Below are 19350 nucleotides of genomic sequence, written 5' to 3' on the forward strand. Positions count from 1 at the left end.
TCGCGCTGATCCGGTTCGGATAAGGGAAGGGCGGCTCCGTGCGGGGCCGCCCTTTTTCATTTCGTCATCCCGGCGTTTTTCATTCGTCATCCCAGCGAAGGCTGGGATCTCTGGCAACGGACAAGCGCCATCGTGAAAGGCCCCAGCCTTCGCTGGGGCGACGGCCCGTTACTCCACAGGCGGGTCTTGCACCTTCGCCTCATCGGCGTTCAGCCCATGCTTCATCAGCATCGGAATATTCGCAATGGCGAAGCCCAGGGTCAGCGGCATCGCCCCCCACAGCTTGAACCCCACCCAGAAATCCCAGGTCGAGTTGCGCCACACCGCCTCGTTCAACACCGCCATCAGCGCGAAGAAGATCGCCCAGTTGCGGGTCAGCTTGCGCCAGCCCTCCGGGGTGAGCCCCGAATAGACGCTGCCCAGCACCAACTGGATCAACGGTCGCCCGGTCGCCAGCCCGAAGAACAGCAGCGCGGAGAACATCGCATAGACGATGGTCGGCTTCATCTTGATGAAGCGTTCGTCGTGGAAATACAGGGTCAGCCCGCCGAACACGACGACCAGGATGCCCGACATCCACAGCATCGGCGAGATGCGGCCCATCTTCACCCGGCTGACAATCATCGCGATGACGGTCGCCACCATGAACGCGCCGGTCGCGACCAGCACGCGGGTCAGCGGGCCCATGGGCGCGAGGAAATTGACCGCGAAGAACAGGACCAGTGGACCATATTCGATCCCGGCCTTCAGCGCTGCACTCGCTTCTTTCTGTTGCGTACTCACTTCCGGCCTCCTTCGATCCCGGCAATGATCCGGCTGACTTCGTTGGCGTCGAAGGGGCGCAGGTCGGTCATGCCCTCGCCGACGCCGATGGCATGGATGGGCAGGCCGTATTTCTCCGCCGCCGCGACCAGCACGCCGCCGCGCGCGGTGCCGTCCAGCTTGGTCATGACCAGACCGGTGACGCCCGCCACGTCCTTGAACACCTCGATCTGGTTGAGCGCGTTCTGGCCCGTCGTCGCGTCGAGCACCAGCAGGATGTCATGCGGCGCCTCGGGGTTCAGGCGGCCGAGCACGCGGCGGATCTTGGACAGCTCGTCCATCAGTTCGCGCTTGTTCTGGAGCCGACCGGCGGTGTCGACGATCAGCACGTCGATGCCGGTCGCGGTCGCCTGTTTCACCGCTTCATAGACGATGCCCGCCGCGTCGCCGCCTTCCTTGCCCGAGACGATCGGCACGCCGACCCGCTCGGCCCAGGTCGCAAGCTGGCCGATCGCGGCGGCGCGGAAGGTGTCGCCCGCCGCCAGCATCACGCCGTAATCCTGCTCCATGAAGAGGTGGGCGAGCTTGGCGATGGTGGTCGTCTTGCCCGATCCGTTGACGCCGATGACCAGGATCACCTGTGGCCGGGGAAAGGCGTCGATCTCCAGCGGGGTGGCGACCTTGGCCAGCGCCTTCTCCACCTCTTCGGCGACGACCAGGCGGATACCCAGTTCCTCCATGTTCCGCTCGAAGCTGCCCTCGGCCAGCCGGGTGCGGATATGGCCCGCCGTCTCGGGACCGAGGTCGGAGGCGATCAGCGCTTCCTCGATCTCGTCCAGCGTGCCCTCGTCGAGCCGCGCGGTGCCGAGGCCCGCCAGATTGCCGACCAGCCGGTCCGAGGTGCGACGGAAACCGCCGAGCAGCTTGTCGTGCCAGGAGGAGGAAGAACTCATGCCAATTGTCCGATCAGATGGGTTTCGGTCGCCGCCGTGACCCGAACGCGGGCGATGCTGCCCGGTTCGGCGGCGGGGGAAAAATGAATGTCGGCGAAGTCGGGCGCATGGCCGCGCGTGCCGGGCCGCTCGACCAGCACCTCGCGGGTTTCCCCGACTTGGGCTGCCAACCAGTCGCGACGGCGACGAGCGGCGGCTTCGCGCAGTCTGGCCGCTCGCTCGCGGCGGAGGGGATGGGGAACCTGCGGCATCCGCGCGGCGGGGGTGCCGTCGCGCGCCGAATAGGGGAAGATGTGCGCGTGGACGATATGACAATCGTCGATCAGCGCCAGCGTATCCGCTGCCATCGCTTCGTCCTCGGTCGGGAAGCCCGCGATCAGGTCCGCGCCGATGGCGATGTCGGGCCGGGCGGCCAGCAGGCGTTCGACGATCGCGACCGACTGCGCGCGGCTGTGGCGGCGCTTCATCCGCTTGAGGATCAGGTCGTTGCCCGCCTGGAGCGAGAGGTGGAGATGCGGCATCACCCGCGCCTCGCCCGTCACCAATTCGAACAAGCGGTCGTCGATCTCGATCGAATCGAGCGAGGACAGCCGCAGCCGGGGCAAGGCGGGGACATGGGTCAGGATACGCTCGACCAACAGGCCCAGGCTGGGCGCGCCGGGCAGGTCGTGGCCGTAACTGGTCAGGTCGACGCCGGTCAGCACCACTTCCCTGTGCCCCAGTTCGACCGCGCGCACGATCCGCTCGATGACCAGTCCGGCGGGGACCGAGCGGCTGGGCCCTCGTCCGGTCGGGATGATGCAGAAGGTGCAGCTATGGTCGCAGCCATTCTGCACCTCGACAAAGGCACGGGCATGGCCCGCAAAGGCCGACACCAGATGCGGCGCGGTCTCGACCACGCGCGACAGGTCGGCGACCAGCATCGGTTCGGCGGAGGCCCAGCTTTCGGGGCGCAGCTTGTCGGCATTGCCCAGCACGCGCGCGACTTCGGGCATGGCGGCGAAGCTGGCCGGATCGATCTGCGCCGCGCATCCCGTCACGACGATCTGCGCATCGGGCCGCGCCCTGGCGGCGCGGCGGATCGCGGCGCGGGTCTGCTTGACGGCTTCGTTGGTGACGGCACAGCTATTGACGACGACCATGTCCTCCCGCCCGGCGGCCAGCGCGCGGATCGTTTCGCTCTCGGCGATGTTCAGGCGGCAGCCCAAACTGATAATCTCGGGTCCAGGGAGGGACGACATGACCGCCGATCTAGGGATGGATGAACGACGTGTCCACGCGGACGCGAAGGCCGTGCTCGACTTCTGGTTCGGACTGGCGCCAGAACGGCATTTCGCCAAGGACGATGCGCTCGACCGCGAGATTGCCGAGCGGTTCGGGGCGCTTCGCGATCAGGTGCTGGCGACCGGGGCGATCGGCTGGCGCGACGATCCCGACACGCTGCTCGCGGCGATCCTGTTGCTCGACCAGTTTTCGCGCAATCTGCACCGGGGATCGGCGCAAGGCTATGCGGCCGATCCGCTCGCGCTGGAACTGTGCCTGTCGGCGATCGATGCGGGATGGGAATATCGCTATCCGCCCGAGCGGCTGGCCTTTGTCTATATGCCGCTGATGCACGCCGAGTCGCGGGCGATGCAGGATCTGAGCGTCGCCAAGTTCGCCGAACTGGGCCGCGAGGACAATCTCGCCTTCGCGCGCGATCACCGTGACGTCATCCGGCTTCATGGTCGGTATCCCAGCCGCAACGAAGCGCTTGGCCGGGCATCGACCGAGGCGGAGCGCGTCTATCTCAGCCGGCCAGACGCGGGCTGGTGAACGGCGGGGCGGGCGCGGCCGCACCCGCCAGCAGGCGCTTTTCGGCCAGCATCTGGCGCACCTGTGCCAGGTCCAGCATCGGGCCGTAGAGCGGTCCCTGTCCGTGCGAACAGCCGATCTCGCGCAGCCGCGCCTCCGTCTCCGCGTCGCGCAGGCCCTTGGCGGCGATCGGCAGGTGCAGATTGTCGCCCAGTTGGACGATGGCCGACACGATCGCGCTGCAATCCGGGTCGGCGCTCATGTTGCGGATGAAATCGGGATCGATCCGCACGCGGTCGAAGGGCAGGACGCGCAGATGCGCCAGGCTGGACTGGCCGCTGCCGAAATGGTCGAGCGCCAGGGAAATGCCCTGGTTCTTCAGGCTGGTGACGATCGACTGCGCCAGCGCCAGATTGGCGAACAGCGCATTCTCGGTGATCTCGATCTCCAGGCGGTGCGCCGGAAAGCCGCATTCGGTCAGCGTCTTGATGATCTTCTGCGCCAGCCAGGCATCCTGAAACTGCGACGCGACCATCGGCACGGACAGGATGATCGACGGGTCCCAGTCACGCGCACCCGCCATCGCCTGTCGCATCAGGCTGAGCGTCACTTCGCCCGACAGGCCGCACGCCTCCGCCACCGGCAGGAAGCGATCGGCGGCGATCGGGCCCAGCGTCGGATGCTCCCAATGGCCCGATACCTCGAACCCGGTCAGGCGTCCGGTGCCCAGATCGACCTGCGGCTGGAAGCGGGGGCAGATATCGCTATCCGCCAGAGCGGCACGCAAATCGGTAATGATGACGTTGCGCTCGGCCATCGCGTTTTCCATCGCGGGCTCGAACCACAGGGGCTTGCCGTCGCCTCGCGTCTTGGCGGTGATCAGCGCCAGATCGGCCTGGCGGACCAGCTGGTCGATGGTCGCCTCGCCATGTTCGATCCGGGTCAGGGCGATGGCGGTGCGCGGCGCGAATTCCTGATCGGCGAAGCGAATGGGCTGGCCCAGGCGGATGGCGAGCCGATCCGCCAGCCGGTCGATCCGGTCGCGCGCGCGCGGGTCGAAGGAGAGAAGGCAGCCGAAGCAGTCGCTCTCGAACCGCGCGACGATCGCCTCGGACGGGGCCTCGGCGCGGATCGTCTTGGCGACATGCTGGAGCAGGCTGTCCCCGGCCTCATGGCCGAACGATCCGGCGAAGGCGCGGAACCGGTCGATGTCGAGCAGCAGCAGGGCGACGCCGCGCTTGCGACGCTGCATCGCGTCGATCATCGACTGCCCGCTGTCATGGAAGAAACGCCGGTTGACCAGGCCGGTCAGCGGATCGCGCTGATCCGGGGCGGCCCGGTGGCGCAGTTGAAGCGCGGGCAAACGCCAATAGACGACGGTGGACGCGGTCGCGGCGGTAAAGAGCAATAGTTTGGCGGGTAGATCGAATCCAAGCTCGATCAACAGGATAGCGGCAGCCAATAAGAAGGTGCCGCCCGCCACCGCAACGCCGAGCAGGCGTGCGGAAACATCGGTGTTGGCATCGTTCTCGTGCGACCCGGACATAGGGGAAACGGGTCGCATGCAAGGTGTGTACAAGCCGTTAACGGCGCGTCCTGCCGCCCCGTCTCCGCGCCGAGTTGCGGGGTGCGCGGCGGACTTGCGCCGGGCGACCTTTTGCCATAAGGGCCTTCCCCAAGTTCCGTTTCGGAATGTGAAGGTGAAGCGCCCAAGGGTGCACGCTGGCCGGCGAGGTTTCGCCCGCCGGCGCTTTTGCGTTTGGCGGTGCGTCGTTGGCCTTCGGGCCGGGTTTTGACGAGGTAAGGCGATGTTCGACAGCTTGAGCGATCGGCTTGGCGGCGTATTCGACCGCCTCCGCGGCCGTGGCGCGCTGACCGAGGCGGATGTCCGCACCGCGATGCGCGAGGTGCGCGTCGCGCTCTTGGAAGCCGACGTCGCGCTGCCCGTAGCGCGCGACTTCGTCGACAAGGTCACCGAACAGGCGATCGGCCAGAACGTCCTGCGCTCGATCACGCCGGGGCAGCAGGTCGTCAAGATCGTCCATGACGCGCTGATCGCGATGCTGGGCGCGGATGCCAGCGAGTTGCTGCTCGACGTCACCCCGCCCGCAGTGGTGATGATGGTCGGCCTACAGGGTTCGGGCAAGACCACGACCACCGCCAAGATCGCCAAGCGGCTGTCGAGCGGGGCGATGGGCCGCGAGCGCAAGAAGGTGCTGATGGCGTCGCTCGACGTCAATCGCCCGGCGGCACAGGAACAGCTTGCCACGCTGGGCGCGCAGGTCGAGGTGTCGACCCTGCCGATTATCGCCGGCCAGCAGCCGGTCGAGATCGCGCGTCGCGCGATGCAGGCCGCCAAGCTCCAGGGCTATGACGTATTGATGCTCGACACCGCCGGTCGTCTGCACGTCGACCAGGCGCTGATGGACGAGATGAAGGCGGTGGCGGAGATCGCCCAGCCTCAGGAAATCCTGCTCGTCGTCGACTCTCTGACCGGCCAGGACGCGGTGAACGTCGCGACCAGCTTCTCGGAGCAGGTGCCGCTGACCGGCGTGGTGCTGACCCGGATGGACGGCGATGCGCGCGGTGGTGCGGCGCTGTCGATGCGTGCGGTCACCGGCAAGCCCATCAAGTTCGCCGGTGTCGGCGAAAAGATGGATGCGCTGGAGGCCTTTCATCCTGAACGGGTCGCGGGTCGCATCCTCGGCATGGGCGACGTGGTGTCGCTGGTCGAGCGCGCGGCGGAGTCGATCCAGCAGGAAGACGCCGAGCGCATGGCCAAGAAGATGGCCAAGGGTCAGTTCGACATGGACGACCTGCGTGGCCAGCTTCAGCAGATGCGCCGGATGGGCGGCCTGGGTGCGCTGGCGGGCATGATGCCGGGCATGAAGAAGGCGCAGAACGCGCTGGCCGATGCCGGTGGCGACAAGATCCTGCTCCGCATGGATGCGATCATCACCTCGATGACGCCCAAGGAGCGCGGAAAGCCCGAACTGATCAACGCCAAGCGCAAGATCCGCATCGCCAAGGGCTCCGGCACCACGGTGCAGGACGTGAACAAGCTCCTGAAGATGCATCAGGAAATGTCCACGGCGATGAAGAAGATCAAGAAGATGGGCGGCATCAAGGGCATGATGTCCATGCTTGGCAAGGGCGGCCTCGGCGGCCTAGGCAATGCGCTGGGCGGTCCGCAGATGGGCGAAATGCTCAACAAGGCGGGCGGCGGTGGCGGGCTTCCCGGCCTTGGCGGCATGGGCGCGGGCGGCGGCAAGCTGCCCGACGGCATGCCCAAGCTGCCCCCCGGCTTCGAAAATCTCCTGAAGAAGAAATAACCCCCGCGCCGGACGGAATGCCGGTGATTTTGAACGTTTTACATCAAGGACTAGAATATGGCTCTCAGCATTCGTCTGTCGCGTGGTGGCTCAAAGAAGCGCCCTTACTACCGCATCGTGGTGGCCGACGCCCGTGCGCCGCGCGACGGCAAGTTCATCGAGAAGATCGGCAACTACAACCCGCTGCTCGCCAAGGACAATGACCAGCGCGTGCAGCTCGACGCCGAGCGCGCGAAGCACTGGCTGGCCAATGGCGCGCAGCCGACCGACCGCGTCGCCCGCTTCCTGGACGCCGCCGGTGTCCGTGAGCGCGCCGCGCGCAACAACCCGAACAAGGCGAAGCCCGGCGAAAAGGCCACCGAGCGCGCCGAAGAGCGTGCCGAGAAGCTGAAGGCCGCTCAGGAAGCCGCCAACGCTCCGGCCGAAGAAACGGCCGAGGCGTAATCGCTTCTCGCCTTGTGCGGGGCCCGGTCGATCGCGATCGGGCTCACGCAAGGCACCGGAACAGGGGTCATGCGTTTCTTCAAGTCATTGGCTTGAGAGGATAAGCGCATGACCCCGCCGACCGAACCCGATCCCCGGACCGCACCCGACGATCATGACGACGCGACCAACCAAGGCGTCTCCGCGCCAGACCCCGCCGAAGGCGCAGACGACGCGCCCGACGAAGGCGGCGGCGACAGCCCCGACGGGGATGGCGACTCGCCCAACGGGTGAACCACGCGTCACGCTGGCCGTCATCATCGGTGCGCATGGCATTGCGGGCGAGGTTCGGCTCAAGGTTTTTGCCGACGATCTGTCGGACTATCGCTCGTTCAATGACGGCGCGCTGACGATGAAGTCGGCGCGTGATGGCTCGAATGGCGTCATCGCGCGCTTCGCCGAGGTGACCGATCGCAATGCCGCCGAGGCGCTGCGGGGTACGGAATTGACCGTGCCGCGCTCAGCGCTCCCTCCTCTCGAAGAGGGGGAATATTATCATGCCGACATCATCGGTCTGCCCGCCATTGCCAGCGACGGCGAGGAATTGGGCCATGTCGCCCTGATCGAGAATTTCGGCGCGGGCGACGTGCTCGAGATCGAACGCCCCGATGGTCGCCGCTTCATGGTGCCGATGAATGCGCAGGCGGTTCCCGAATGGGATCGGGACCGTTTGATCGTGGAGCGTGCCTTCATCGCCTGATCGGGCGTTGCTCGTTCAACAGGTTGCGGATCGTCGTCGCGGCGACGCCTGCCTCGCCCATGGCGTGGCTGATCTGGTCCAGCCCCTTCACCACATCCCCAGCCGCGAACAGGCCGGGGACGGACGTCCGCTGGTGGTCGTCCACCTCCAGGCATCCGCTGGGGTCCGCCTTCGCCCCCGCCGACACCGCCAGTTCCGACCGGATGCGCGACCCCATCGCCGGATAGACGCTGTCGAAATCCATCCGCCCGCTCGCGGTGTCGAGCGCGATCCGATCACCCTCGATCGCCCAGCCGCCGCAGGGGCCGTCGACCCGGCCTATGCCCGCTTCATCCAAGGCTCTCGCGCATCCGGGATCGAGGTCGTGGGCCGCATCGGGCGCGATCAGCGTCACGTCGCGAGTATAGCCGCGCAGAAACAGCGCCTCCCGCATGCCATGGTCGCTGGTGCCGATCACCCCGACCCGCTTGTCGGTGACCTCATAGCCGTCGCAGACCGGGCAATAGCGGATCAGCCCGCGCTCCAGCGCCGGGTCGTGCACCTCGGGCAGCAGGTGCCTGGGGCGGTGGTTGACCACGCCGGTCGCCAGCAACACGGTTCGCGTCCTATACTCCCGCTCATCGGTTGCGATGCGGAAATGCCCGTCTTCGGGATGGATCGCCGTCACGCGGTGCGGCGTACAATGCGCGCCATAGAGCCGCGCCTGCTCATGCATCCGCGACAACAGCGCCTTGCCGCTGATCCCCTCGGGGAAACCGGCGTGATTGTGCGTGCAGGGGATCATCGCGGCGCGGCTCGACCCGCTGTCGAACATATGGATACGCAGGTGATAGCGGGCGAGATAGATGGCCGCCGTCAGTCCCGCCGGTCCCGCCCCGATGATGATGCAATCGTCCATGGCGGGGCAAAGCGCGAGGGCGGCCGGTGTTCCCTGGCGTTTCGCCTCGGATCATGTATATACGCGATGTATATACGGAGGCGATATGGGCAAGGATTATCAGGCGAAGGTCTTCCGCTCGGGCAATTCGCTCGCATTGCGCCTGCCCGCCGCGCTGGGGTTGACCGAGGGGACGGAGATGACCCTGCGGGAAGAGCAGGGGCGTTATGTGTTCGAGCCGGTTCAGGCGCCCCGTAAGACGATCGACCTGACGGGCATCGCGGGCTCGATGCCGTGGTTGAAGCCGATCGAGCGTGAGGACTTCGAAATGGAGCCCCGCGTGCTGGACTGGGATGGAAAGCTGCTGGGTCGTGAGTGAACCGCGCTATCTGCTCGATTCCAATATCTGTATCTATGTCTTGCGCGATGCGACCGGCCGCGTGGCGCAGCGGCTCTCGAGCTGTGAGCCAGGCAGCGCGGTTGCCTCGGCGATTACCTACGCCGAGATCATGCGGGGACTAGGGAACCATAGCGGAGATGCGATCGATGCGTTCGATCGGCTCTTCGAACGCATCCCCATATTGCCGTTCGACCAACGTGCGGCGTCCGCCTATGCGGTGATTCCGTTCAGGCGCGGGCGGTTCGATCGGCTGATTGGAGCACACGCCGTGGCCACCGGACTAACACTTGTGACGAATAACGAAGCCGACTTTGCCGACATCCCCGGCCTTACCATCGAGAATTGGACACTGTGACCTTTCGCGCGACGATATTGACGCTCTACCCGGAGATGTTTCCCGGACCGCTTGGCGCTTCGCTGGCGGGGCGGGCGCTGCGGGAGGATCGCTGGGCGCTGGAAGCCGTTCAGATCCGCGACTTCGCGACCGACAAGCATCGCTCGGTCGACGATACGCCCGCGGGCGGCGGGGCGGGCATGGTGCTGCGCGCCGATGTGCTGGCGGCGGCGGTGGATTCGGTCGCCGACGACCGGCCCGTTCTGGCGATGACACCGCGTGGGCGCCCCCTGACCCAGCCGCGCGTCCGCGAACTGGCGGCGGGGCCGGGCGTCACCGTGTTGTGCGGCCGGTTCGAGGGGTTCGACGAGCGGCTGTTCGAAGCGCGCGACATCGAACAGGTATCGATCGGCGACTATATCCTGTCGGGGGGTGAGATGGGGGCGCTGGTGCTGCTCGACGCTTGCGTTCGGCTGCTTCCCGGCGTAATGGGCGCGGCTTCCAGTGGAGTCGAGGAAAGCTTCGAAAGCGGCCTTCTCGAATATCCGCAATATACCCGACCCGCTGAGTGGGAAGGGCGCACGATCCCTGAGGTGCTGCGATCGGGGGATCATGCGAAAATCGCGGCCTGGCGTCATGCCCGGGCTTGCGAGGATACACGGTCAAGGCGGCCGGACCTTTGGGAACGTCATGAGGGCGTTCGGGTCGGTCGCCCTCTGGCGCGCGGCGACGATTGAGGAATAGTGTCATGAACGTGATCCAGCAGATCGAAGCTGAGCAGATCGCCAAGTTCAACGAGACGAAGAAGATCCCGGAATTCCGCCCCGGCGACACGCTGAAGGTCGGTGTGAAGGTCGTCGAAGGCGAGCGTACCCGCGTCCAGTTCTATGAGGGCGTCTGCATCGCCCGCTCGAACAAGGGCATGGGCTCGTCCTTCACCGTCCGCAAGATCTCCTTCGGTGAGGGCGTGGAGCGCGTCTTCCCGCTCTACTCGCCGAACGTCGACTCGATCGATGTCGTCCGCAAGGGCGCCGTGCGTCGCGCGAAGCTGTACTATCTGCGTGGTCGCACCGGCAAGTCGGCGCGTATCGCCGAGCGTCGCGATCCGCGTCCGGCCAAGGGCACTGCCGCCGCCGAGTAATCGGTCCGGCGGACCCTTTGTGGTTCGACAGGGAAGGGGCGGTGGCACCAGGCGGTGCCGCCGCCCTTTTCTTTGGGATATGCCCCGAACCGCAGCCGGCATCATGGCGCGCAGCATCGGTGGTCTTCCCATGCACTTCGACTTCGCTCAGTGCGAACGGAGGGCAGGGGGACTGGCAGGCGTGTGACCGGGGAGGTGCTCATCCCCAATCCCCGTTCAGCCTGAGCGAAGTCGAAGGCCGAGAGACGAACTGGCCTCAGGGCTTGGTAAGAGCTGAAGCGTGGCCTGATGAATGCCCTCAGACAGAACGCGGGGAAGAGGGGCCTCACCCCCCGAAATTGATCAGCCACACCTTGGGTTCGCCGGTCGGCTTGGGCTTGCCGTCCAGGCGTTTGGCGGTGATCAGGCGGACGGGTTGGAGGATCATCTGCCCCTTCATCGCGTCCATGCCGCCCCCCGATGGCTTGGCGAGGATCTTCTTGACCGTCTCCATACCTGCGATCACCCGCCCGAACGCGGCATAGCCCGGATAGCCCGGCCGCGCATCCATGCCCGGGGTCGGGCCGACGGTGATGAAGAAATTGCCGCCCGCCGATTTGGGTGACTGGCCCCGCGCCATCGAAATGGTCGCGTCGAGATGCTTGATCCCCGTCTGCGCCGTGGTCTCCAGCGGGAAGGGAGGCAGAATGCGTCGCGCATCGGTCCTAATGCCGCCCTGGACGAACCCCTGTTTCGGGTTCCGCTTGTCGCGCGCGGCACGGTAGAAGACCGTGCCGTCGAACCGCCCGTCATCGACATAGGCGAGGAAATTGGCGCTGGTCGCGGGCGCATGACGCGTGTCGAGCGCAACGACGATCGACCCTTCCGAGGTGTTGAGCTGGACCCGGACATAGCCGGGGCGGGGGACATTCTGATTGGCGGGCGCGGCTGCGGTCAACAGCGCGAGGAGGGGCAACGCATACTTCATGCGCGTCCGATTACCCTTTCCGACGGCGATTGTGGAGGGGCGGCCTGACCGGGAATTCACCGACCCGACACGCCGTGGATACGGCGCAAGGCCGAGGATGGAAGCAAAGGATGGGTTAGGGAGACAGGACATGCGGTCGCTTCGGGTCTTGGCCTTATCGGTCTGCGTCATCACGGCGCCGGTCGCAGCGCATCCCCCTCAGCCCTTTGACCAGGGTGACCAACCGATCACGCCCGAGCGTCTCCAGGCTGCGGCGGTGCTCGTCACCCCGGTTACGCAAGGAGACGCGAAAAGTGTGGAAGCGCCGTTCCTGGCCATGGGCAAAGAGGAGTTCGCCAGGGGGATCGCCGGGCTCCCTGCGCCGCAGCAAGCCAGAGCGGCCAGGGACTTCGACGCGGCCTTCGATAAGGTCTGGCAGCGCAATGTGCGGCGAGCGCATGATGATCTGGTCCGCTATTACGCCGCGAACCTGAGCGATGCCGAGATCGCCACGCTGACTGCCTTTTTCGCGACAGGCATCGGCTACCGGCAATTCCATCATCGCGAACCGCTGACCGCCGAGGATCGTCAGGCGTTCAAGCAAGCGATGACGCAGCGGCCCGAGGTCGCCAAATGGGTCAAGCTCGGGATGGATATGTTCCAGAAGGAAATTGCCGAATTCCGACCGCGACTGATCGCAGTGCGCAGTGATTTGAATGCCGAGCTATGCCCGCGACTGGCGCGTGATCGCATTCCCGTCTCGATATGTCCGCCGATCCGGTCGGGTCGTCAGGGCAACTGAAACCCGCCGCCCCAACCCCCGCCGCCGCGGGAATGAAAAAGCCGCCGATCCTTCGACCGGCGGCTTTTTCGATCAGCATTTGCTACGATCTTATTGGTCGAGGAAGCTGCGCATCTTGCGGCTGCGGCTGGGGTGCTTCAGCTTGCGGAGCGCCTTGGCCTCGATCTGGCGGATGCGTTCGCGGGTGACCGAGAATTGCTGGCCGACCTCTTCCAGCGTATGGTCGGTGTTCATGCCGATGCCGAAGCGCATACGCAGCACGCGTTCCTCGCGCGGGGTGAGCGAGGCCAGGACGCGGGTGACCGTTTCCTTCAAATTCGCCTGAATCGCCGCATCCACCGGGATGACCGCATTCTTGTCCTCGATGAAGTCGCCCAGATGCGAATCCTCCTCGTCGCCGATCGGCGTTTCGAGCGAGATCGGTTCCTTGGCGATCTTCATCACCTTGCGCACCTTTTCCAGCGGCATGGAGAGGCGCTCGGCCATCTCCTCCGGTGTCGGTTCGCGGCCCTGCTCGTGCAGGAACTGGCGGCTGGTGCGGACCAGCTTGTTGATCGTCTCAATCATATGGACCGGGATACGAATGGTCCGCGCCTGGTCCGCGATCGAGCGGGTGATCGCCTGGCGAATCCACCAGGTGGCGTAGGTGCTGAACTTGTAGCCGCGGCGATATTCGAACTTATCGACCGCCTTCATCAGGCCGATATTGCCCTCCTGGATCAAATCCAGGAATTGCAGGCCGCGATTGGTGTATTTCTTGGCGATGGAGATGACGAGGCGCAGGTTCGCCTCGACCATTTCCTTCTTGGCGATCCGCGCCTCGCGCTCGCCCTTCTGCACCATGTTCACGATGCGACGGAATTCGGTCAGCGCCATGCCGGTCTGCTGCGAAATCTCGGCGATCTCGCTGCGGATGCGGTCGACGGTCGCGGCTTCGTTGGAGGCGAAGTTACCCCACTTCTTGTCGAGCCCACGCACGGTATCGAGCCAGTTCTCGTCCAGCTCATGGCCCAGATAGCGGTCGAGGAAGTCCTTGCGATTGACCTTGTGCCGCTCCGCCAGCCGCAGCATCTGGCCGCCCAAGGCAGTCAGGCGGCGGTTGAAGGCGTAAAGCTGATCGACCAGGAATTCGATCTTGGCGTTGTGGAACTGGACGCTCTCGACCTCGGCGGTCAGTTCTTCGCGCAGCTTGTGGTACTTGCGCTCGTCCGCCGCCGACAGTTCGCCGCCCAGCGCCATGGACTCCAGGCGCTGCTGCTGGATCTTCGAGAATTTCTTGTAGATCGAGGTGATGTTGGCGAACTTCTCCAGCGCCTGCGGCTTGAGCGTCTCCTCCATCTGGGCGAGGCTGAGGGTGTTGTCCTCTTCCTCGTCCTCGGCGCGCGGGCCACGGCGTTCGCCGCCCTCGCCATCCTCGTCATCGACCGAGGGTTCCTCGGGCTCTTCCTCTTCCTTGAACTGCGGGCCGGCGTTCTTGGCGCTGATCTCGCCATTGTCATCCTCGTCCTCCTCGCCCAGATTTTCCGGGCCGGCGTCCTTGGACAGCATGGCGTCGAGATCGAGGATCTCGCGAAGCTGCATCGTGCCTTCGTTCAGCGCGGTCGACCAGTCGATGATTGCGTTGAAGGTAATCGGGCTTTCGCACAGCCCCAGGATCATGGTGTCGCGACCCGCCTCGATCCGCTTGGCGATGGCGATTTCGCCCTCGCGCGACAGCAGTTCGACCGCGCCCATCTCGCGCAGGTACATGCGGACCGGATCGTCGGTGCGATCGACGGTTTCCTTCTTCTTCGCCTCAGGCTGAGGACCGGAGTCGGCATCGCCGTCCGTGGTCTCGGCGTCGTCGGCCTCTTCCTCGGTTTCGCCGTCCTCGCCCTGTTCCTCATTCTCGACGATATTGACGCCCATCTCGTTGAGGGCGGCCATGATATCCTCGAGCTGATCCGAAGACATCTGGTCCTGCGGCAACGCTTCGTTCAACTGGTCGTAGGTGATGTAGCCGCGCTTCTTGGCGCGCGCGATCAGCTTCTTGATCGACGCTTCGTTGAGGTCGATCAGCGGCGCATCGCCCGTTTCCGTGGTATCGGTCGTATCCGCCGCCATATTCGCCTTCGCCATCAAATGCCCTCGGGTCTCAATGCCCGGCCTCTGTCACACCGCTTGCCGATCATGCAAGCGGGTGAGAGGGCCATGCGTAATTTTCCAGTGTGGACGCAACGCGCCCAATATGCCCCGGATATGGGGCGCGGGGTGGCCTGTATCAAGCGGCCTCCCCGGCTTGCTTGTCCGCCAGATCGCGGGCCGCCTCCAGCCAGCGATACAGTTGGTCGAGCGATTGCGCGTGCGCCGCATGACACCGCGTCTGCTCGGCGAAGCGATCCTCGGTCATGTCGGACTGGAACGCCTGCACCGCGCGCTCGCGATTGGTGCGCGTCTCGCTTTCCTCCAGCATCACCTCGATGACCTTTTCCAGATCGCGCACGGCGATGGCGGGATCGCTGGCCTTGCTGAAGAAGCTGAACGCCAGGTCGCGGGTATAGTCGCGCGCGTCGATCGGGTGGACGTCGGTGGTCGCCATGATCTGCTCGATCAGGCTTTCCGCCTCGGCCGCGTCTTTCCGCGACAGATGCGGGTCGTTGACCGCCGCGTCGAGCAGATGGTGCCGCCAGGCGTCGAGATAGCGGTCGCCCATATCCAACCGGCTGAGTTCGTCCATGTACCGGCACAATACATGCGGATAGCGCATCAGCCCCAGCAGCACCGCGCGTTTCAGGCTGTATTCGACCCCGCGCCCGACATGGCGATTGGCTTCGGCCACCGCCTGATGCACCGCCGCCGCATTGACCCGACGGATGCCGAAAATGTCGAAATAGCGCGACATCATCGCGCGCTTATATTCGTAGGCCAGATCCTTGTGCGGGATCTGCTGCGCCAGTTCCTCCAGCCGCTGTTTCAGCGCGGCGCGGCCCTCGGGCGTGTCGGTCTGGGCCTGCGCGATCTCGGACTGCCAGAGCAGGTCGCTGAGCGGGGTGGCGCGGGCCAGCACCGCCTCGAACCCCGCCGCGCCCTTTTCCTGGACCAGATCGTCGGGATCCTGGCCCTGGGGCAGGGTGACGAAGGACAGGCTGCGACCCGGCTGGAGCAGCGGCAGCGCCCGCTGCGCGGCGCGGATCGCGGCCTTTTGTCCCGCCGCGTCGCCGTCGAAGCAGAGCGTCGGCACATCGACCATCCGCCACAGCCGCTCCAGCTGATGTTCGGTCAGCGCGGTGCCGAGCGGCGCGACCGCTTCCTCGATCCCGGCCTGGGCGAGGGCGATCACGTCCATATAGCCCTCGACCACCAGCACGCGGCCGGACTTGCGCACGGCGGGCGCGGCGCGGTCGAGATTGTAGAGCGTGCGCCCCTTGTCGAAGAGGGGCGTGTCGGGCGAGTTGAGGTATTTGGGCTCGCCCTCGCCGATGATCCGGCCACCGAACGCGATCACTCGCCCGCGCGCGTCGCGGATCGGGATCATCAACCGGCCGCGGAACCGGTCGTAAGGGGCCTTGCCGTCGACCTTGATCAGCAGCCCGCACTCGATCAGCGCCGGGTCGCCATAACTTTCAAGCGCCGCCTTCAGTTTGCCCCGGCTGTCGGGCGCGAAGCCCAGGCCGAAGGTGCGCGCCGTCTCGGGCGACACCCGGCGGCGGGTCAGGAGTTCGCGGGCGTCGCCGCCAGACAGGCCGCCCAGTTGCTCGGAGAACCAGTTCGCCGCATCGGCCATCGCATCGTGCAGGCCCTTGGCGCGCTCCGCCTTTTGCGCGGCGCGGCGGTCCTGCGCGGGCATGTCGAGCCCGGCGGCCTGTGCCAGTTCCTTGACCGCGTCGATGAAGGGCAGGCCGCGCTGGTCGGTCATCCAGCGAATGGCATCGCCATGCGCCGAACAGCCGAAGCAATGGTAGAAGCCCTTGTCGTCGTTGACGTAGAAGCTGGGCGTCTTTTCGTTATGGAAGGGGCAGCAGCCCTTATATTCCCGGCCGGCCTTTTGCAGCTTCACCGTCTTGCCGATCAGCGCCGACAGACTGGTCCGAGCGCGTAGCTCGTCAAGGAATTGCGGGGTCAGGCTCATGGCGTCCGCGCGATTATAATGTGTAGCGGGGAAGGGGTGTTTTGGCAAGGGTCAGGGTGTTGTGGATGGTCCGGGATAGCCCTCCCCCAGCCCCTCCCGCTTGCGGGAGGGGAGTTGTTCAGGCTGTCCGACCGCGGCTTGCGCTTCCCCTCCCGCAGGCGGGAGGGGATTGAGGGGAGGGCCTATCCGCGAGCGTTCGCTCGATGGTCGCGACGACGCCATCGAGGTTGCCCAGAACATCGTTGTTCCAGAAGCGGATAACCCGCCAGCCCTGTACTTCGAGGTAGCGGGTCCGGGCTTCGTCGTAGGCGACGCGCTCGCCGTGCTGGCCGCCGTCGACTTCGACGATGAGCTTTTCGGAGCGGGCGGCGAAGTCGGCGATGTACGGACCTATAGTGACCTGTCGGTTGAAGCGGACGCCTGAAACCTGACGGCGGGATAGCACCCGCCATAACCTTCGCTCCGCATCGGTCGGGTTCAGGCGGAGTTCTCGAGCGCGCTTCGTAGGGCGGTTTTCGCGGAAGGGTCGCGGGCCCTCCCCTCGGTCCCCTCCCGCCTGCGGGAGGGGATGCGTTTGTGGTGGAGGGTATCCCTCTCCCCACAACCCGTCAGGCTCCCCTCCCGCAGGCGGGAGGGGTTGGGGGAGGGGACTCCGCTCGCGATCAATCCGATCCACCCGCCCCACGCCCCCAGTCACATCACGCCAGCGAAGCCTTCACCAGCCCGCTCGCCTTGCTCATGTCCAGCACCGCCGCATGGCGCGCCTTCAACTCGGCCATCACCCGGCCCATATCCTTCATGCCGCTCGCCCCGATCTCCGCCTTGATCGCCTCGATCGCGGCCTTGGTCTCGTCCTCGGTCAGCGTCTGCGGCAGGAAGCGCTCGATCACCGCGACCTCGGCCTTTTCGGCATCGGCCAGTTCCTGGCGGCCGCCCTGTTCGTACATGGCGATCGATTCGCGGCGCTGCTTGACCATTTTTTGCAGCACTTCGATCACGACCATGTCGTCATCGGCGGGCGCGGTCCCGGTGCGGAGTTCGATGTCGCGGTTCTTGATGGCGGCCTGGATCAGGCTGATCGCCGCGCGGCTTTCCTTGTCGCCAGCCTTCATGGCGGCCACCTGCGCGGCCTTGATGTCGTCGCGAATCATGTTTTGTCCGTCTTGTCTGAAAGGCGGGGACGATAGCCGATCGAAGCAATTCCGTGAACCGGTTGACGGATGGCTCCCCGGTGTCTAGCGGACGCCACTTAGCGACATTGCAGACATTTTAGCAGGAGTGCCCGCCGATCATGGCCGACGCCAAGCCATTCGCCATGCCCGAAAAGCCTGAAGGCGCCACGGGTGTTCTCGTTCTGGCGAACGGAGACGTGTTGTGGGGGCGCGGTTTCGGCGTCGAGGGTGATGCCGTCGGAGAGGTGTGCTTCCACACCGCGATGACCGGCTATCAGGAGATCATGACCGACCCGTCCTTCGCGGGCCAGATCATTACCTTCACCTTCCCGCATATCGGCAACGTCGGCGCCAACCCCGACGATATCGAGGCGGACGCGCCGCACGCGCTGGGCATGATCGTCCGCGAGGATCCGACCGCCCCGTCCAATTTCCGCGCGATGGAGAATCTCGCCGGGTGGATGGCGCGGCATAACCGCATCGGCCTCGCGGGCATCGACACCCGCGCGCTGACCCGCCGCATCCGGGCAGGCGGCGCGCCCAACGGCGTGATCGCGCATTCGGCTTCGGGCGAGTTCGACATCGCCGCACTGCTGGACAAGGCGCGTGCCTGGCCGGGGCTGGAGGGCATGGATCTCGCCAAGGACGTGTCGACCGAGCTGCATTATGGCTGGGGAGAGACGCGCGAGGGCGGCCTGTGGCGGCTGGGCTTCGGCTATGCCGGTGCCGAGGGCGAGGATCGCCCGCACGTCGTCGCGATCGATTATGGCAGCAAGCACAACATCTTCCGCAACCTGGTTCAGGCCGGTGCGAAGGTGTCGGTGGTCCCCGCCACCGCCTCCTATGAGGATGTCATGGCGCTGAACCCGGACGGCATCTTCCTGTCCAACGGCCCCGGCGATCCGGCGGCGACGGGCGAATACACCGTGCCGGTGATCCGCCAGCTGCTCGACACGGGCAAGCCGCTGTTCGGCATTTGCCTGGGCCACCAGCTTCTGGGTCTGGCGGTCGGCGCCAAGACGACCAAGATGCACCAGGGCCATCGCGGCGCGAACCACCCGGTCAAGCGCCTGTCCGACGGTCTGGTCGAGATCACCAGCATGAACCACGGCTTCGCGGTCGAGCGCGAGACGCTGCCTGCGAACGCGCGCGAGACACATGTGTCGTTGTTCGACGGGTCGAATGCGGGTCTGGAACTGACCGACCGCCCGGCCTTCTCGGTCCAGTACCACCCCGAAGCCTCGCCGGGGCCGCAGGACAGCTTCTATCTGTTCGAGCGGTTCGTGGGGTCGCTTCGACCGGACGCCGCCTGATGGCCGTGATCCGGCACATGAAACTGCTGAGCCAAGGCAGTGAGCGTCCGCAACCGGAGTGTGCCGCCGCTATAGTGCCGCTAGAGATCGCTGGGGAGCGCTTCCTACAGATCAATAGCTATGGCTCGACTGATAGAGTGCATGTCGGCGCACGCAGCCAGAACATGCGATTGACCAAAGAAGCCTACGACCAGCTTGTTGAGCTTGGTCGCAAACATTTCGGCGAGAAATAA

Annotated in this window: 21 protein-coding genes and 1 pseudogene; 12 read left to right on the forward strand and 10 right to left on the reverse strand. The window is 65.6% G+C overall.

Annotated features, from left to right (window positions below):
• Window positions 1-168 precede the first annotated feature (168 nt).
• Genes QE379_RS08345 through mtaB form a run of 3 tightly spaced genes read right to left on the reverse strand, consistent with a single transcriptional unit; the run spans window position 169 to window position 2956 of the window.
• The gene (locus QE379_RS08345) at window positions 169-783 is read right to left on the reverse strand and encodes a septation protein A (protein ID WP_306999642.1); all 615 of its coding nucleotides are present in this window, start codon (window positions 781-783) and stop codon (window positions 169-171) included.
• A complete protein-coding gene (ftsY, locus tag QE379_RS08350) occupies window positions 780-1715 on the reverse strand; it encodes a signal recognition particle-docking protein FtsY (RefSeq protein ID WP_306999643.1) in 936 nt (311 codons plus the stop codon). Before ftsY ends, QE379_RS08345 begins: the two co-directional genes overlap by 4 nt.
• The gene (mtaB, locus tag QE379_RS08355; protein WP_306999644.1) at window positions 1712-2956 is read right to left on the reverse strand and encodes a tRNA (N(6)-L-threonylcarbamoyladenosine(37)-C(2))-methylthiotransferase MtaB; all 1245 of its coding nucleotides are present in this window, start codon (window positions 2954-2956) and stop codon (window positions 1712-1714) included. Before mtaB ends, ftsY begins: the two co-directional genes overlap by 4 nt.
• Here mtaB and QE379_RS08360 point away from each other — a divergent pair.
• Complete coding sequence (locus QE379_RS08360) at window positions 2955-3530, forward strand: DUF924 family protein (protein WP_306999645.1); 576 nt, start codon at window positions 2955-2957, stop codon at window positions 3528-3530. The genes mtaB and QE379_RS08360 overlap by 2 nt on opposite strands.
• Here the strand turns inward: QE379_RS08360 and QE379_RS08365 are convergent.
• A complete protein-coding gene (locus tag QE379_RS08365; RefSeq protein ID WP_306999646.1) occupies window positions 3505-5055 on the reverse strand; it encodes a bifunctional diguanylate cyclase/phosphodiesterase in 1551 nt (516 codons plus the stop codon). The genes QE379_RS08360 and QE379_RS08365 overlap by 26 nt on opposite strands.
• A 262-nt stretch (window positions 5056-5317) precedes the next feature.
• Between QE379_RS08365 and ffh the strand changes: the two genes are divergently transcribed.
• The 4 genes from ffh to rimM all read left to right on the forward strand — a co-directional run bounded on the left by ffh (window position 5318) and on the right by rimM (window position 8024).
• Entirely contained in the window at window positions 5318-6841 is a 1524-nt protein-coding gene (gene ffh / locus QE379_RS08370; protein ID WP_306999647.1) for a signal recognition particle protein, read from the forward strand.
• A gap of 57 nt (window positions 6842-6898) precedes the next feature.
• Complete coding sequence (gene rpsP / locus QE379_RS08375) at window positions 6899-7285, forward strand: 30S ribosomal protein S16 (protein ID WP_007404083.1); 387 nt, start codon at window positions 6899-6901, stop codon at window positions 7283-7285.
• A gap of 108 nt (window positions 7286-7393) precedes the next feature.
• Complete coding sequence (locus QE379_RS08380; RefSeq protein ID WP_306999648.1) at window positions 7394-7558, forward strand: hypothetical protein; 165 nt, start codon at window positions 7394-7396, stop codon at window positions 7556-7558.
• On the forward strand, window positions 7536-8024 hold the full coding sequence (gene rimM, locus QE379_RS08385) for a ribosome maturation factor RimM (protein WP_306999649.1): 489 nt from the start codon (window positions 7536-7538) through the stop codon (window positions 8022-8024). Before QE379_RS08380 ends, rimM begins: the two co-directional genes overlap by 23 nt.
• On the opposite strand, the gene QE379_RS08390 is transcribed toward rimM, so the two are convergent.
• Window positions 8014-8922, reverse strand: coding sequence for an NAD(P)/FAD-dependent oxidoreductase (locus QE379_RS08390; RefSeq protein ID WP_306999650.1), 909 nt, complete (start codon window positions 8920-8922; stop codon window positions 8014-8016). The two genes, rimM and QE379_RS08390, sit on opposite strands and share 11 nt — an antisense overlap.
• A gap of 85 nt (window positions 8923-9007) precedes the next feature.
• Between QE379_RS08390 and QE379_RS08395 the strand changes: the two genes are divergently transcribed.
• The 4 genes and pseudogenes from QE379_RS08395 to rplS all read left to right on the forward strand — a co-directional run bounded on the left by QE379_RS08395 (window position 9008) and on the right by rplS (window position 10776).
• Complete coding sequence (locus QE379_RS08395; protein ID WP_306999651.1) at window positions 9008-9280, forward strand: AbrB/MazE/SpoVT family DNA-binding domain-containing protein; 273 nt, start codon at window positions 9008-9010, stop codon at window positions 9278-9280.
• Complete coding sequence (locus QE379_RS08400; protein WP_306999652.1) at window positions 9273-9656, forward strand: type II toxin-antitoxin system VapC family toxin; 384 nt, start codon at window positions 9273-9275, stop codon at window positions 9654-9656. The genes QE379_RS08395 and QE379_RS08400 overlap by 8 nt, the downstream gene beginning before the upstream one ends.
• Window positions 9653-10368: pseudogene (gene trmD / locus QE379_RS08405) on the forward strand (tRNA (guanosine(37)-N1)-methyltransferase TrmD); the annotation flags it as partial. The gene QE379_RS08400 and the pseudogene trmD, both read left to right, overlap by 4 nt.
• Before the next feature lie 15 nt (window positions 10369-10383).
• Window positions 10384-10776 (forward strand): 50S ribosomal protein L19, encoded by a 393-nt coding sequence (gene rplS / locus QE379_RS08410; protein WP_219020303.1) that lies wholly within the window; start codon window positions 10384-10386, stop codon window positions 10774-10776.
• Window positions 10777-11101: 325 nt separating this feature from the next.
• On the opposite strand, the gene QE379_RS08415 is transcribed toward rplS, so the two are convergent.
• Window positions 11102-11743, reverse strand: coding sequence for a peptidylprolyl isomerase (locus QE379_RS08415; RefSeq protein ID WP_306999653.1), 642 nt, complete (start codon window positions 11741-11743; stop codon window positions 11102-11104).
• Between the two features lie 130 nt (window positions 11744-11873).
• On the opposite strand from QE379_RS08415, the gene QE379_RS08420 reads away from it, so the two are divergent.
• Window positions 11874-12524 (forward strand): hypothetical protein, encoded by a 651-nt coding sequence (locus tag QE379_RS08420; RefSeq protein ID WP_306999654.1) that lies wholly within the window; start codon window positions 11874-11876, stop codon window positions 12522-12524.
• Window positions 12525-12614: 90 nt separating this feature from the next.
• Here the strand turns inward: QE379_RS08420 and rpoD are convergent, their stop codons facing one another.
• The 4 genes from rpoD to QE379_RS08440 all read right to left on the reverse strand — a co-directional run bounded on the left by rpoD (window position 12615) and on the right by QE379_RS08440 (window position 17783).
• Entirely contained in the window at window positions 12615-14642 is a 2028-nt protein-coding gene (rpoD, locus tag QE379_RS08425) for an RNA polymerase sigma factor RpoD (protein WP_306999655.1), read from the reverse strand.
• A 142-nt stretch (window positions 14643-14784) separates the two neighbouring features.
• Entirely contained in the window at window positions 14785-16632 is a 1848-nt protein-coding gene (gene dnaG / locus QE379_RS08430; protein ID WP_306999656.1) for a DNA primase, read from the reverse strand.
• Between the two features lie 118 nt (window positions 16633-16750).
• Entirely contained in the window at window positions 16751-17329 is a 579-nt protein-coding gene (locus QE379_RS08435; protein WP_306999657.1) for an endonuclease domain-containing protein, read from the reverse strand.
• 1 nt (window position 17330) lies between these two features.
• Window positions 17331-17783: a GatB/YqeY domain-containing protein gene (locus QE379_RS08440; protein WP_306999658.1), complete on the reverse strand. Its 453-nt coding sequence runs from the start codon at window positions 17781-17783 to the stop codon at window positions 17331-17333.
• Window positions 17784-17923: 140 nt separating this feature from the next.
• On the opposite strand from QE379_RS08440, the gene carA reads away from it, so the two are divergent.
• On the forward strand, window positions 17924-19117 hold the full coding sequence (carA, locus tag QE379_RS08445; protein WP_306999659.1) for a glutamine-hydrolyzing carbamoyl-phosphate synthase small subunit: 1194 nt from the start codon (window positions 17924-17926) through the stop codon (window positions 19115-19117).
• Window positions 19117-19350 (forward strand): hypothetical protein, encoded by a 234-nt coding sequence (locus QE379_RS08450; protein WP_306999660.1) that lies wholly within the window; start codon window positions 19117-19119, stop codon window positions 19348-19350. The genes carA and QE379_RS08450 overlap by 1 nt, the downstream gene beginning before the upstream one ends.

The sequence above is a fragment of the Sphingomonas sp. SORGH_AS_0879 genome (genome assembly GCF_030819175.1).
Classification (GTDB): Bacteria; Pseudomonadota; Alphaproteobacteria; order Sphingomonadales; family Sphingomonadaceae; genus Sphingomonas.

Bases quoted from the DNA above. Each gene is read 5' to 3' on its own strand.
- QE379_RS08390 (WP_306999650.1), bottom strand. From the start codon at position 8,922: ATGGACGATTGCATCATCATCGGGGCGGGACCGGCGGGACTGACGGCG.
- QE379_RS08450 (WP_306999660.1), top strand. From the start codon at position 19,117: ATGGCCGTGATCCGGCACATGAAACTGCTGAGCCAAGGCAGTGAGCGT.
- ffh (WP_306999647.1), top strand. From the start codon at position 5,318: ATGTTCGACAGCTTGAGCGATCGGCTTGGCGGCGTATTCGACCGCCTC.
- dnaG (WP_306999656.1), bottom strand. From the start codon at position 16,632: ATGAGCCTGACCCCGCAATTCCTTGACGAGCTACGCGCTCGGACCAGT.
- carA (WP_306999659.1), top strand. From the start codon at position 17,924: ATGGCCGACGCCAAGCCATTCGCCATGCCCGAAAAGCCTGAAGGCGCC.
- QE379_RS08440 (WP_306999658.1), bottom strand. From the start codon at position 17,783: ATGATTCGCGACGACATCAAGGCCGCGCAGGTGGCCGCCATGAAGGCT.
- QE379_RS08420 (WP_306999654.1), top strand. From the start codon at position 11,874: ATGCGGTCGCTTCGGGTCTTGGCCTTATCGGTCTGCGTCATCACGGCG.
- rpsP (WP_007404083.1), top strand. From the start codon at position 6,899: ATGGCTCTCAGCATTCGTCTGTCGCGTGGTGGCTCAAAGAAGCGCCCT.
- ftsY (WP_306999643.1), bottom strand. From the start codon at position 1,715: ATGAGTTCTTCCTCCTCCTGGCACGACAAGCTGCTCGGCGGTTTCCGT.
- rimM (WP_306999649.1), top strand. From the start codon at position 7,536: ATGGCGACTCGCCCAACGGGTGAACCACGCGTCACGCTGGCCGTCATC.
- QE379_RS08365 (WP_306999646.1), bottom strand. From the start codon at position 5,055: ATGTCCGGGTCGCACGAGAACGATGCCAACACCGATGTTTCCGCACGC.
- QE379_RS08415 (WP_306999653.1), bottom strand. From the start codon at position 11,743: ATGAAGTATGCGTTGCCCCTCCTCGCGCTGTTGACCGCAGCCGCGCCC.
- rplS (WP_219020303.1), top strand. From the start codon at position 10,384: ATGAACGTGATCCAGCAGATCGAAGCTGAGCAGATCGCCAAGTTCAAC.
- QE379_RS08395 (WP_306999651.1), top strand. From the start codon at position 9,008: ATGGGCAAGGATTATCAGGCGAAGGTCTTCCGCTCGGGCAATTCGCTC.
- rpoD (WP_306999655.1), bottom strand. From the start codon at position 14,642: ATGGCGAAGGCGAATATGGCGGCGGATACGACCGATACCACGGAAACG.
- mtaB (WP_306999644.1), bottom strand. From the start codon at position 2,956: ATGTCGTCCCTCCCTGGACCCGAGATTATCAGTTTGGGCTGCCGCCTG.
- QE379_RS08380 (WP_306999648.1), top strand. From the start codon at position 7,394: ATGACCCCGCCGACCGAACCCGATCCCCGGACCGCACCCGACGATCAT.
- QE379_RS08360 (WP_306999645.1), top strand. From the start codon at position 2,955: ATGACCGCCGATCTAGGGATGGATGAACGACGTGTCCACGCGGACGCG.